The sequence below is a fragment of the Pseudomonas rossensis genome, assembly GCF_039888995.1.
GTDB lineage: Bacteria > Pseudomonadota > Gammaproteobacteria > Pseudomonadales > Pseudomonadaceae > Aquipseudomonas > Aquipseudomonas rossensis.
This window is the reverse complement of the sequence record NZ_JBBWCB010000153.1, coordinates 1-12,425: the sequence shown is the minus strand read 5'-3', so window position 1 is coordinate 12,425 and position 12,425 is coordinate 1. Positions and strand designations below refer to the sequence as shown.

Annotated in this window: 11 protein-coding genes; 4 read left to right on the top strand and 7 right to left on the bottom strand. The window is 60.9% G+C overall.

Annotated elements, in window-relative coordinates:
• The 3 genes from WLY71_RS26365 to WLY71_RS26355 all read right to left on the bottom strand — a co-directional run.
• Nucleotides 1-1,520, bottom strand: a 1,520-nt coding sequence (locus WLY71_RS26365) for a molybdopterin-dependent oxidoreductase (RefSeq protein WP_347805885.1), incomplete at its 3' end; no start/stop codon positions are given.
• A 69-nt stretch (nucleotides 1,521-1,589) separates the two neighbouring features.
• Nucleotides 1,590-2,987: a NarK family nitrate/nitrite MFS transporter gene (locus tag WLY71_RS26360; RefSeq protein WP_347805884.1), complete on the bottom strand. Its 1,398-nt coding sequence runs from the start codon at nucleotides 2,985-2,987 to the stop codon at nucleotides 1,590-1,592.
• Nucleotides 2,965-4,269, bottom strand: a complete 1,305-nt coding sequence (locus tag WLY71_RS26355) for an MFS transporter (RefSeq protein ID WP_347805883.1) — start codon at nucleotides 4,267-4,269, stop codon at nucleotides 2,965-2,967. Before WLY71_RS26355 ends, WLY71_RS26360 begins: the two co-directional genes overlap by 23 nt.
• Nucleotides 4,270-4,573: 304 nt before the next feature.
• Between WLY71_RS26355 and WLY71_RS26350 the strand changes: the two genes are divergently transcribed.
• The 4 genes from WLY71_RS26350 (at nucleotide 4,574) to WLY71_RS26335 (ending at nucleotide 8,254) form a co-directional block, all read left to right on the top strand.
• Nucleotides 4,574-6,376: a HAMP domain-containing protein gene (locus WLY71_RS26350; protein ID WP_347805882.1), complete on the top strand. Its 1,803-nt coding sequence runs from the start codon at nucleotides 4,574-4,576 to the stop codon at nucleotides 6,374-6,376.
• Nucleotides 6,373-7,020: a two-component system response regulator NarL gene (narL, locus tag WLY71_RS26345; RefSeq protein WP_347805881.1), complete on the top strand. Its 648-nt coding sequence runs from the start codon at nucleotides 6,373-6,375 to the stop codon at nucleotides 7,018-7,020. Before WLY71_RS26350 ends, narL begins: the two co-directional genes overlap by 4 nt.
• A gap of 86 nt (nucleotides 7,021-7,106) precedes the next feature.
• A complete protein-coding gene (locus WLY71_RS26340) occupies nucleotides 7,107-7,781 on the top strand; it encodes a Crp/Fnr family transcriptional regulator (RefSeq protein WP_347805880.1) in 675 nt (224 codons plus the stop codon).
• Between the two features lie 74 nt (nucleotides 7,782-7,855).
• Nucleotides 7,856-8,254, top strand: coding sequence for a putative zinc-binding protein (locus WLY71_RS26335; RefSeq protein ID WP_347805879.1), 399 nt, complete (start codon nucleotides 7,856-7,858; stop codon nucleotides 8,252-8,254).
• 857 nt (nucleotides 8,255-9,111) lie between these two features.
• On the opposite strand, the gene ubiT is transcribed toward WLY71_RS26335, so the two are convergent.
• From ubiT to WLY71_RS26315, 4 genes are all read right to left on the bottom strand, one after another.
• Entirely contained in the window at nucleotides 9,112-9,582 is a 471-nt protein-coding gene (ubiT, locus tag WLY71_RS26330; RefSeq protein WP_347805878.1) for a ubiquinone anaerobic biosynthesis accessory factor UbiT, read from the bottom strand.
• Entirely contained in the window at nucleotides 9,576-10,466 is an 891-nt protein-coding gene (locus tag WLY71_RS26325) for a U32 family peptidase (RefSeq protein ID WP_347805877.1), read from the bottom strand. The genes ubiT and WLY71_RS26325 overlap by 7 nt, the downstream gene beginning before the upstream one ends.
• A gap of 10 nt (nucleotides 10,467-10,476) precedes the next feature.
• Nucleotides 10,477-11,472 carry a ubiquinone anaerobic biosynthesis protein UbiU gene (ubiU, locus tag WLY71_RS26320; RefSeq protein WP_347805876.1) on the bottom strand — a complete coding sequence of 332 codons (996 nt, stop codon included), beginning with the start codon at nucleotides 11,470-11,472 and terminating at the stop codon, nucleotides 10,477-10,479.
• Nucleotides 11,473-11,548: 76 nt separating this feature from the next.
• A partial coding sequence (locus WLY71_RS26315; RefSeq protein ID WP_347805875.1) for a molybdopterin molybdotransferase MoeA occupies nucleotides 11,549-12,425 on the bottom strand: 877 nt, incomplete at its 5' end.

Below are 12,425 nucleotides of genomic sequence, written 5' to 3'. Positions count from 1 at the left end.
GTGCCAGGCACCGAGGCGTCGTCGTAATCCTTGGCCACGTTTTCGCCGCCGAGACCGCGGTCGATGGCCAGGTTGGCAGCCGACAGGTCGAACACGGTGGCGACTTTGGCCACGCTGCCGTCTGCCAGCACCACGTTATGCACCGGCACGCGGCGGTATTGCACGGCATCGCCGGCCACGTGCTGGAAGTGCTCGTGGGACTCACCGGCAAAATACGGGAACGCCACTTCGGCGACGTCATCGCCGATCAGGCTCAGCTTCAGATCGATCTCACGGCCTTCACCGCCTTCACGGGGCAGGATGTTCCACTTGCCCTTCTCGCCCCAGCGATAACCGATGGAACCCTGAGGGGACACCAGTTCACCGCTGACATCCAGGGCGATGGTTTTCCATTCCGGGTTGTTTTCCTGGCCGAGGTTGTCAGTCAGGTCACTGGCGCGCAGGAAGCGGTCCGGCTGGTAACCGGCGCCCGGTGCCTTGTCGACCATTTGCTTGAGCAGCACCAGCACCGGCAAATCGGTGAAGCGCTTGGCGTAATCAGTGAAATAGGCGCTCGGTTTGTCCAGGTGGAATTCTTTGAAGATCACATGGTTGAACGCCTGCGCCAGCGCCGCATCGGTGCCCTGCTTCGGGTTCAGCCACAGGTCGGTGAGCTTGGCGACTTCCGAGTAATCCGGAGTGATCGCGACCGTCTTGGTGCCCTTGTAACGGACTTCGGTAAAGAAGTGCGCATCCGGGGTGCGGGTCTGCGGGACGTTGGAGCCCCAGGCAATGATGTAGTTGGAGTTGTACCAGTCGGCCGATTCCGGCACGTCGGTCTGTTCGCCCCAGACCATCGGCGAGGCCGGTGGCAAGTCGCAATACCAGTCATAGAAGCTCAGACAGGCGCCGCCGATCAGCGACAGGTAACGCGAACCTGCGGCATAGCTGACCATCGACATGGCCGGAATCGGCGAGAAACCGACGATCCGGTCAGGGCCGTATTGCTTGATCGTGTAGACGTTGGCCGCGGCGATGATCTCGTTGACTTCCTCCCAGTTGGAACGAATGAAGCCACCCATGCCGCGCTTGCTTTTATAGGAGTCGGCCTTGACCTTGTCCTCGACGATGCTGGCCCAGGCCTCGACCGGCGCCATGGTTTGCCGCGCGTCGCGCCAGAGCTTGAGCAACGGCTTGCGGATTTTCGGGTACTTGAGCCGGTTGGCGCTGTAGATGTACCAGCTGTAACTGGCACCACGCGGGCAGCCACGGGGCTCATGGTTCGGCAGATCGTTACGGGTACGCGGGTAGTCGGTCTGCTGGGTTTCCCAGGTGATCAGGCCGTTCTTGACGTAGATCTTCCACGAACAGGAGCCGGTGCAGTTCACCCCGTGGGTGGAACGCACGATCTTGTCGTACTGCCAGCGCGAACGGTAGACGTTCTCCCAGTCGCGAGACTCTTTGCGGGTCTCGCCATGACCGTCGGAAAACTCGTTTTGCTTGCGATTGAAAAACCGCAATTGATCCAGTAAATGACTCACGGTGTAGTCCTCTCAGGCTTTGTCGCGGAGTCTGTGCCCCGCCCACGCAATGGTTGGATTCGGCTCTTCTCAGCAGGGTGTCGCGGCGCCTTTGCGCGCGTACCACCACCAGGTCACCACGATGCAGCTCACGTAAAAGCCGACGAACATGTAGAAGGCCATCTCCGGGCCGCCGGTCTGGGCCATCGAAGTGCCGAAGGATTTGGGAATGAAGAACGCACCGAAGGCGCCCATGGCCGAACTGAAGCCCAGGACCGCGGCTGACTCTTTGCCGGCATTCTTCAGCGCTTGTTCGCGCACGGCGGGTGGTTTTCCGGCCGAGGCTTTTTCGTGCTGGGTGCGGAAGATCACCGGGATCATGCGGAAGGTGGAGCCGTTGCCGATGCCGGTGGTAATGAACAGCAGCATGAACATGCCGAGATAGCCGTAGAAGTTGCCGGGCTCGCCGTTCTGCGGCAGGAAGTGCATGACGCCGAAGACCATCACGATCATCGCCACGAAGTTCCACAAGGTCACTTTCGCGCCGCCGAGCTTGTCCGCCAGCCAGCCGCCCAATGGGCGTACCAGCGCGCCAACCAACGGGCCGAGGAAGGCGAATTTCAAGGCAATGACATCAGGGAAAGAGGTTTTGATCAGCAGCGGAAACGCGGCGGAGAAACCGATGAACGAACCGAAGGTCGCCAGGTACAACCAGCACATCAGCCAGTTGTGTTTGCGTTTGAAGATGACGGCCTGCTCGCTGAAAGAAGCGCGGGCACTGGACAGGTCATTCATGCCGAACCAGGCCAGCACCGTCACTAGGACAATGAACGGCACCCAGATGAAGCCGGCGTTCTGCAACCATAACTGACCGCCGTCCGGCAGTGCTTGCGGCGAGCCGCCCATGAAGCCGAACACACCGAAGGTAATCACCAGCGGCACACAGAACTGCATCACCGAGACGCCCAGGTTACCCAGCCCGGCGTTGAGGCCAAGGGCTGTGCCCTGTTGCGACTTGGGATAGAAGAAGCTGATGTTGGACATGCTCGAGGCGAAGTTGCCGCCACCAAAACCGCAGAGCAAGGCAATCAACACGAACACGCTGTAGGAGGTGCTCGGGTCCTGCACGGCGAAGCCCATCCAGATCGATGGCAACAATAGGGACGCGGTGCTCAGGGCAGTCCAGCGACGGCCACCGAAGATCGGCACCATAAAGGAATAGAAGACGCGCAAGGTCGCCCCGGACAGCCCCGGCAACGCCGCCAGCCAGAACAGTTGGTCGGTGGTGAAGCTGAAGCCGATGGCGTTCAAACGCACAATCACCGTGCTCCAGACCATCCATACCGCAAAGGCCAGCAGCAGCGCAGGAATGGAAATCCACAAGTTGCGCGTGGCGGTCTGTTTGCCGCTACTTCCCCAGAATGCTGGGTCCTCGGGGCGCCAGTCATGAATGACCGGGCCTTTGTCAGGCTTTTGCAGAACGGACATGTTCTTCTCCTAGGGCAATGCTGGAAATCGGGGACGGGGTCAGCAGCGGCGCTTTACCCAGCACCGCGCTTTTGCGTATTTCGCTGAAGTACATCCAGGTGAGGGAGACCCAGACCACGCCGTACATCAACATGAAGCAGGAAGAGCGCACGCCGGTGAGGTCCACCAGGGCGCCGAACAGGATTGGCAACACGAAACCGCCCAGGCCACCGGCGAGGCCGACGATGCCGGACACCGCGCCCATGTTTTTCGGGTAGTCATTGGCGATGTATTTGAAGACCGAGGCCTTGCCGAACGCGAAGGCGATGCCCATGACGAACAGCAGCACGGTGAACAGCGCGGGATTGAGGCCGATGTGGAAATCCACCGGGCCGTTGATCGTTTGCACTTGCAGCTGGGTTTGGGGGTACGAGAGCAGGAACAGGCAGATCCAGCTGACCCACAACACCCACCAGGTCACGCTTTGCGCACCCCAGCGGTCCGACATCCAGCCGCCGACGGCACGCAGTACGCCACCAGGCAGGGAAAAACAGGCCGCCAGCAGCGCCGCGCTTTGCAGGCTGAAACCGTATTCCTGCACGTAGTACTTGGTCATCCACAGCGCGAGGGCGACGTAACCACCGAAAACGATCGAGTAGTACTGGCAGTAGCGCCACACCGCCGGGTCCTTCAACGAGCTCAATTGCTCACGCAAGGTGGCGCCGGTGGCACTACGGTGGTCCTTGTTTTCGGCGCTGAAGAACCAGAACAACAGCGCCGTAATAAAGAGGATCGCGCTGAAGACTTTCGGCACCAACTGCCAGCTGCCGGCCGCGATCAGTGCCGGGGCGAGAAATTTGGTCACCGCGGCCCCGGCGTTACCGGCGCCGAAGATGCCCATCGCAAAGCCCTGATTCTCCTTGTCGAACCATTTGGCGACGTAGGCAATCCCGACCGAGAACGAGCCGCCGGCCAGGCCGACGAACAAGCCCAGCACCAGGAACTGCCAGTAGGCGGTGGCGTGACTGATCAGGTACAGCGGCGCCACGCAGGCCAGCATCAGCAGGAAGAACACGCTGCGCCCGCCAAAACGGTCGGTCAGCAGGCCCAGCGGCAAACGCACCAGCGAACCGGTCAGGACCGGGGTCGCGGCCAGCAGGCCGAACTGGGTTTCGTTGAGCTGGAGAAGGTCCTTGATCGGCACCCCGAGCACGGCAAACATCATCCAGACCATGAAACAGACAGTGAAGGCCAGCGTGCTCATACCCAGCACCAAGCCTTGTCGTACACGCGGTTGGTTCACAAATGCTCTCCAATCAATTAGCCATGGCGGCAGACTAGAGAGGCGAACCCCGCAAAAACTTGATCCATGTCAACGAAGCCCAAGGGGGCATAGGCCTATGCTTGTGCGGTCTACCTCTAAGGAGGTAGTACAGGAAAACCCTAAAACCGCTTGTTTATCAGCGTCTTAAGGTTTTCCGCCAAGGTTTTTGCTGACAAGGATCAGTCGACAACTCTTTAGAGGTAGCGCGCCCGGGATCGGCGGCAAAACCCATCCTGGAGCTGCACATGCTCGGTTTTCCTGATTTCTTCCCGGACCTGCGCTGATGGTGCGCTGGTTGCGCAGCTCCCTGCCCGCTCGCGCCGGGCTGGCGGTGATCCTGATCGCCGTGCTCGCCCTCGCCAGTTCGTTGAGCGCCGGGTTGATCGCCTGGTTCAGCCAGGGCGACGCGGCCGCCATCAACACCGCAGGCTCGGTGCGCATGGAGACTTACCACCTGAGCTGGAAACTGGCGGCGGGCGCAACCCCCTCAGACATCGCCGCCGTCACCGACAGCCTGCAAACCCGCCTCAACAGCCAGTCACTCAAGGCGGTGCTGGAAGATGGCCCGACCACCGCGCTGCAAATCAGCTACGGGCAAATCCAGCAACACTGGAACGAGGATTTGCGCCCGGCACTGGAGCGCGGCGATGCCGCCTATTTTCAGACCCAGGCCCTGCCCTTCATTGAACAACTGAACCAGTTCGTCAACCTGTTGCAGCGCCAAAGCGAACAGAAGCAAGGCTGGCAACAGGTGATCCAGGGCCTGGCCCTGTTCACCACCCTGTTCGTCCTGCTGATTGGGCTCTACGAATTGCAGTACGGGGTCGTCATGCCCTTGAAAGAGTTGGTGGATGCAACCCAGCGCTTTCGTCGCGGCGATTTCAAGGTGCGGGTCAATCATCAGTCCCAGGACGAACTGGGCCAGTTGGCCATGAGTTTCAACGCCATGGCCGAGACGATCGAAGACTCGCATCGCACCCTTGAGAGTCAGGTCCAGCAAAAAACCCTGAACCTGCAACAAGCCAATGCCGCCCTCGAGTTGCTGTACCAAAGCAGCCGAAGCCTGGCCACTCGCCTGGCTAATGCCGAAGGCCTGGATGAGTTGATCCGGCGCTTCCAGCAGCGCCTGCCAGGCTTGCGTCTGTCGCTGTGCCTGCAAGGACAAATGCAGGCACCGGCCCAGCAGTTGCTCGCCCTGCATGGCGCGAACATCCGAGAGGTCTGCGCCAGCAGCGATTGCGCCACGTGTCAGAAGCACCATAAAGCCAGCCCGCAAACCTTCAGCATCAGCAATCAGGGCAGTGAACTGGGAGAACTCAAGGCGCATTTTGTCGACGGGCACCCGACGCAAGCCTGGGAAACCCAGCTGATCCAGGCCCTGGCCAACCTGATTGGCACCTCGCTCTCGCTCAAGCGTCAACGGGAGCAGGATCATCGTCTGCTGCTGCTCGACGAACGCACGATCATTGCCCGCGAATTGCACGACTCACTGGCCCAGGCCCTGTCCTACATGAAGCTGCAAGTCAGCCGCCTGCAGACCCTGATGCGCCGAGGCGAACCGGTCGAGACCCTGGAAAACGTGGCTGCCGAACTGCGCGAAGGGCTGAACAATGCCTACCGCCAGTTACGCGAGTTGCTGACCACTTTTCGCTTGCAGATTCACGATGCGGGACTGGTGCAGGAACTCAAGGACACCGCCGAGGAGTTCTCCCGTCGCGGGGAATTCCAGGTGCACCTGCACGTCGACGCGCTGGCCTTTCAGTTATCGGCCAGCGAGCAAATCCACATTTTGCAGATCACCCGCGAGGCGCTCTCCAATTGCCTGCGCCATGCCCACGCGCAAAACGCCTGGCTGCAACTGCGTCAGGACGGTGAAACCGTCAGGCTCATCGTCGAAGACGACGGGCGTGGCTTCAGCGGCAACGTCGACCAACGCGAACACCACGGCCTGAAAATCATGGATGAGCGAGCCCGCAGCTTGCGCGGTCAACTCAAAATAGTGTCCAGGGAGCCGCAAGGCACCCTCGTCCAACTGGAATTCCAACCGGAGTTTCTCGGGCAGCAAACAGAAGGTAGCGTCACATGAACCCGTCCCTGCAACACACCATCCTGTTGGTCGACGACCACCCGATGATGCGTCACGGCATCCGCCAGATGCTCGAACTCGAAGATGATTTCCTGATCGTCGGTGAAGCCAGCAACGGCGAAGAAGCACTCGTTCTAATCGAACCACTGCAACCGGACCTGGTGTTGCTCGATAACAACATGCCGCAGATGAATGGCATTGAAACCCTGCGCCAATTACGGGCGATGCACTACACCGGCAAGGTGCTGCTGTTCACGGTCTCGGATGCCGAAGACGATATTCGCGACGCATTGCGTCTGGATGCCGACGGCTATCTGCTCAAGGACATGGAACCCGAACTGTTGATTCAGTACATCCGCAATGCCTTGAACGGCGAATTGGTGATCAGCCCGGGGCTGACCCAGGTCATGGCCCAGGCGCTGCGCTCACCGCAGCGCCAGACCGTGGTGGAACTGACCGAGCGTGAACGCCAGGTGCTGAAAACCATCGCCAGCGGCTTCAGCAACAAAGTCATCGGGCACAAGCTGGGCATCACCGAAGGGACGGTCAAGGTTCACGTGAAAAACCTGCTGCACAAACTCGGCTTGCGCTCGCGGGTCGAGGCGGCGGTGTGGGCCATGGAGCATCTGCGCAATGCGGGCTGAGGGGCATGCCTCTTTGGAGGTAGGCCGGCAGAGGCATAGGTCATCCGGCCGGCGCTCTCTACTATGAGCGTCAGCGGAGGTACGCCATGCTGACCCACCCTTCCATCGTTTTAACGTTGCGTCGTCATCATCTCTTCAGCCAACTGCCGGAGAAAATCTTCGAGGAAGTCTGCGGCCTGGCGATGCTCAAGCGCCTGGCTTGTCACAGCACACTCATGCATCAGGGCGATCCGGCCAAGCGCTTTTTCCTGCTGGTCAGCGGCCAGATCAAGTTGTACCGGCTGACCGGCGAAGGTCAGGAAAACCTGATGGAGATCATTCAGCCCGGCCAGACGTTTGCCGAAGCCTTGCTGTTCAGCCAGGCCCGTCTCTACCCGGTCAGCGCCACGGCGCTGAAGGACAGCGTGCTGGTGAGTATCGAGGGCAGCCATTACCGCAACGTCCTCGAAGACCAGCCGAAAGTTTGCCTGGCGATCCTGGCGAGCATGAGCGTGCACCTGCACCTGCGTCTGCGCGACATCGACACCTTGACCATGGCCAGCGCGAGCCGTCGGGTGATCAATTTCCTGTTCCAGGAACGCAACCCGGTCAACGGCTTGATTGTCTTGCAGGTGTCCAAACGCCTGGTGGCCTCGAAGCTGGGCATCCAGCCGGAAACCTTTTCGCGGATCTTGCATCGCCTGGTGGACAGCGGGCTGATCGCCATGGAACGGCGCAACATCAGCATCCTCGCCGAAGAGGATCTCGCGGCCTTCCAATAAACGGAATTGACCGCAGTCAATGCGCAATGCCACCGGCCTTGCACACTGAAGAAGTCCATCCATGGAGAGCGCTCATGTCCCGTTCAACCTTGCCCCTGATTTACTCCTGCTCAGGCTGCTCCAACGTCGCCCAACTGGCCAACACCCTGGCCGTGCGGCTCGATCGCAGTGGCCTGGCGGAAATGTCCTGCATCGTCGGGGTCGGCGGGCATGTGGCGGCGCTGGTCAACAAGGCACGCTCGGGACGGCGGATTTTTGCGCTGGATGGGTGTCCGTTGCAATGTGTTGAAAGTTGCCTGAAGCAGCATGGTCTGCATGCTGATGTGCATTTGATTCTTAGCCATTACGGGTTGCGTAAGCGCTATGGCGAGGACTGCAGGCAAGCAGAGAGTGATGAGTTGTTTGAACAGATCAAGCAGTTGATTACGAGTGATGCTCGCCAGCATGAAAGCCTGCAGGAAACGATGGCCTAACGGCCAACGAAAAACCACTGTGGGAGCGAGCTTGCTCGTGATGGCGGACTGACCGCTGACCTATTATTTTGGTCGGAGTACAGATCCATTCCTGCGGCAACGGCGACCTAGGGTTCCGCCCTTACGGCGGGTCACTTTGGAAAAGAACCCCAAAGTAACCAAAGGGTTCTTGCCCCTTTCGTTCGGAGCCTCGCCCAGGCTCGCCATGCCCTCGCTCCGGTCCTGCTCCGTGGGCCCGCCGCCATCGGCCATCCATGGCCGGGGGCGGCTAACCCGGCATCCATGCCGGGTTGCCCACTACACAGAACCTCCACTCGGCCTCTCGAGGGGGCGTACACCGCAAAGCAAAGCGAGGCGGCCTACCCGGCCGGCCTGCCTCTTCAAGCGTACGCATTCCCCCTGTGGGAGCGAGCCTGCTCGCGAAAGACGTAAACGATAACACGTGCTGTCTGAATGAACGCGGTGTCCGGACGTTTTTCGCGAGCAGGCTCGCTCCCACAGGTACAACGCCCCTTTGGCCCTGGCTTTTGATCTTGCTTTTGATCTTGATCTGCCCCGTCGGAAGGCCGAGCGCAGGTTCTGCGCAGTGGGCACCGCGGCAGGGATGCCGCGTTAGCCGCCCCCGGCCATGGATGGCCGATGGCGGCGGGCCCACGGAGCAGGACCGGAGCGAGGGCATGGCGAGCCTAGGCGAGGCACCGGACGTCAGGGGCCAAAGCGTTTTGGTTACTTTGGCGCTTTTCCAAAGTGACCCGCCGTAAGGGCGGAACCCTAAGCAGCCGTTACCGCAGAAATGGATATGTACTGAGCCAAAAAAATAGCCCAGCAAGCCAGCTCCCACAATTGAGCGACGTCGATTACCCCGCCGCCAACCCCTTCCCCGCCCGCTCCAGATTGCGCCACAACCACACAGGCAACACATCAGGATCAAGACTGTCGATCAGGTTTTTCAACGCCAGCCCCAACTCCGTATCACCCTCGATCACCAAACGCCTGCGAAAGAACAGCGTATCCGGATCCTCCTGACGGCTGGCCAGCAATAAAAACTCACGCCAGTTGCCGCTGATGGTCACATGCGCGTTGGCGCGCTCAGCAATTCGCAACCCTTCACGGGTCAGCGTCAGAAACCAGGACAACCCCAGGTCCGGAATCCGCAAGCACAACCAACGCCCACGCAACACTTCAAACTCGCCATCGCGCAACGGCTCGGCGAGGCAGCGATTGAGCGCCTGCTGCAACGCCAGGCGCTGCACCGCAAAGGGCACCCGGCGCACCATCGGCAATAACCGGTCGGCGCCTTTCAACAACCACTTTTTACGATTCAACACAGGCCGACCTCCTCGACGCGCAACATGCCGGCCTGGCCATGCCAGTAGCCATTGCAACCGTCGACGAACAGCGGCGGTGTCTCGCCCAGACGAACCCGTTGATAGGCGGCAATGACCTCGGCCATGCCCTGAGCGCGAGGGCTCAGACGCAACACATCGGCACCACAGGCCAACAGCCCGGTGTAATCCGCCAGCAGATTGGTCACATCGGCCGACATCGTTTGAATTCCGTTGATGGTGAACAGCGCCTGCCCTTCCTGACTGGTCAACGGCAGGCCATCGGGGTAATTGATGCAGCAAAACTGGCAGTCGTCCTTGGGCTTGTTTTCCGCCCGAGCGGTGAAGCAGCGTGCGGAATAAGCCAACGGCAAATGCCCATAGGCAAAGATCTCGACTTCCGGCACCTCACGGCCCAGTTCGCGCACTTGATCAAGCACATCGCCAATCAGCGCCGCCGAGCATTCCACCGGCGGCACCCAACGGGTCATCCCGCAGTCCAGCAGTTGGGCCAGCGTATGACCGTTGTACAAATTCAGCGCCGGTCCGCCCACGAACGGCAACTTGCGCTCGGCCAAAAACTGCACCGCGCCCATGTCGTTGGCCTCCACCAACAATTGGCCGTTGTCGCAGAGCCGCCGCAGGCTGGAGAGCTCGGACGCCGCTTCGATCAGCGTCAGGCTGGAGATCACCAACTGTGCCTGGCTGCAGGTCTGCAACTCGCGCCCCAAACCCAGCCATTGATCCAGTGAAAAGGCCCGGCGTTTCGAACACACGGTTTCCCCCAGATAAATTACATCCAGGGGCAAGGCCGACATCTCGGCGTAAAAGTTGCTGAGTTGCTCTTTGTCCCAATAAAACAGGACCGGTCCAAGGCTGAGTTTCATGTCGCCTCCCTCATTGCCATGATCGATGATAAGCACCCAGGGTGGTCTGGCTGCCTTCGGACAAACCGGCCAGCACCCGACGCCATTCTTCCTTGACCCGAAAACTGCCCGGCGAGCCACGGTGGGCATCCAGTGCCGCGCGCCAGACGCGGGTGACTTGTTCGACATAGGCCGGACTGCGTTGCCGGCCCTCGATTTTGATTGCTTCGACGCCGATGGCCGTCAACTCCGGCAGCAAGTCCAGGGTGTCTAGGCTGGTGGGTTCTTCCAGCGCATGAAAGCGTTTGCCGCCGACCAGGAAACGGCCTTTGCACAGGGTCGGGTAACCGGCGGGTTCATCAGGTGTGTAACGGTCGATCAGCACCTCACTGAGCCGTGCGCTCAAGCCGTCGGCGTCGTCGCTCCAACGCACCGCTTTGGCCGGTGAGCAAACGCCGCACAGGTTCGGCGACTCGCCGGTAATGTAGGAAGACAGGTGGCAACGCCCTTCGGCCATGATGCACAAGCTGCCGAAGCCAAAGACTTCGATGGGCACGGGGCTGCTTGCGGCGACCTGGCGTACCTGCGCCAACGACAACACCCGCGGCAGCACCGCGCGACGAATCCCGTAGCGCTGCGCATAAAATTCCAAGGCTGCGGCATGGGTTGCCGAGCCTTGGACCGACAGGTGCAATGCCAGTTGTGGATGCCGCTGGCTGGCGTAGTTGAGCACCCCGGGGTCGGCGGCGATCAGCGCATCCACGCCGAAATCGGCGGCGCGATCGACCGCCCGCTGCCAGCGCTCCCAGCCCTTGGGTTGCGGGTAGGTGTTGACCGCGACATAGAGTTTGCGTTGATGCTGGCGAATGTGGGCGACGGCGGCGTCGAACTGTTTGTCGTCCATGTTCAGCCCCGCGAAATGCCGGGCATTGGTGTCATCGCGAAAACCGACATAAACGGCATCGGCGCCTTCGCGCACCGCCGCTTTTAGCGCAGGCAGGTTCCCTGCCGGGCAGACCAGTTGCATGGGTAATCCTCATGGAAAATCGCGCCGCCAGTCTAGCGAGACCGGCAGGAGCGGCCTTGACGGCAATCAATTGCCATCAATGCATCAGGTCGGCGAAGGACAGGAACATCACGTTGTCGTGCTTGAGCACTTGCTGCTCGCGCTCGATCACCGCCAGCCCGTCGGCCCAACACGCGGCGGTCAACATCGCCGAGCTTTGCTGAGGGTGCAGCTCCACGCTCAGCTGGCCGTCAGCGCCCGAGGTCAGCCGTGCACGCAGGTACTGCCGGCGCTTGTTGCGCTGCAACCAGTCGAATCCGGCGGGCACGGCCAATGGCACCGGCAACACGTCTTTCACGCCTTGGGCCCTGAGCAGGAACGGACGCACCACCACCAACGCGGTAATCAGCGCCGCCGAAGGATTGCCCGGCATGCCGATCCACGGTTTGCCGGCCACTTCGGCGAAGGCCAGCGGTTTACCCGGCTGAATCGCCAGCCGCCAGAAATCCAGGCTACCGAGTTCCTCGATGGCCTGTTTGAGGTGATCTTCCTCGCCCACCGAGACGCCACCGGAACTCAACAACAGGTCGCATTCCGAGGACGCCAGGCTCAAGGCATGCCGGCTGGCCGCCAACTCATCGGCCATGACGCCATAGTCGTGCACCTCGACGCCCCAACCGCTCAACAACGCCGCGAGGCAGTAGCGGTTGCTGTTGTAAATCTGCCCGGGCGCCAATGGATCGCCCGGCTCACGCAGTTCATTGCCGCTGCTGAGCAAGCACACCTGCAACGGTCGATAGACCTCCACCCGCGCGATCCCAGCGCCGGCCAGCAACCCTACTTCTTGCGCACGCAGGCGTTTACCGGTCTGGAGCAACAGATCTCCCCGGCGAACCTCCTCACCTTCCTTGCGCACGTGATCGCCAGCGCTTACGGGCGGAAACCAGACACGCTCGCCATCGATCCGGCAGCGC

Excerpts from the sequence above, each read along its gene's own strand:
- WLY71_RS26335 (WP_347805879.1), top strand. The coding sequence starts at position 7,856 with ATGTCCCGTTCAACCTTGCCCCTGATTTACTCCTGCTCAGGCTGCTCC.
- ubiU (WP_347805876.1), bottom strand. The coding sequence starts at position 11,472 with ATGCAACTGGTCTGCCCGGCAGGGAACCTGCCTGCGCTAAAAGCGGCG.
- WLY71_RS26340 (WP_347805880.1), top strand. The coding sequence starts at position 7,107 with ATGCTGACCCACCCTTCCATCGTTTTAACGTTGCGTCGTCATCATCTC.
- narL (WP_347805881.1), top strand. The coding sequence starts at position 6,373 with ATGAACCCGTCCCTGCAACACACCATCCTGTTGGTCGACGACCACCCG.
- WLY71_RS26350 (WP_347805882.1), top strand. The coding sequence starts at position 4,574 with ATGGTGCGCTGGTTGCGCAGCTCCCTGCCCGCTCGCGCCGGGCTGGCG.
- WLY71_RS26360 (WP_347805884.1), bottom strand. The coding sequence starts at position 2,987 with ATGTCCGTTCTGCAAAAGCCTGACAAAGGCCCGGTCATTCATGACTGG.
- WLY71_RS26325 (WP_347805877.1), bottom strand. The coding sequence starts at position 10,466 with ATGAAACTCAGCCTTGGACCGGTCCTGTTTTATTGGGACAAAGAGCAA.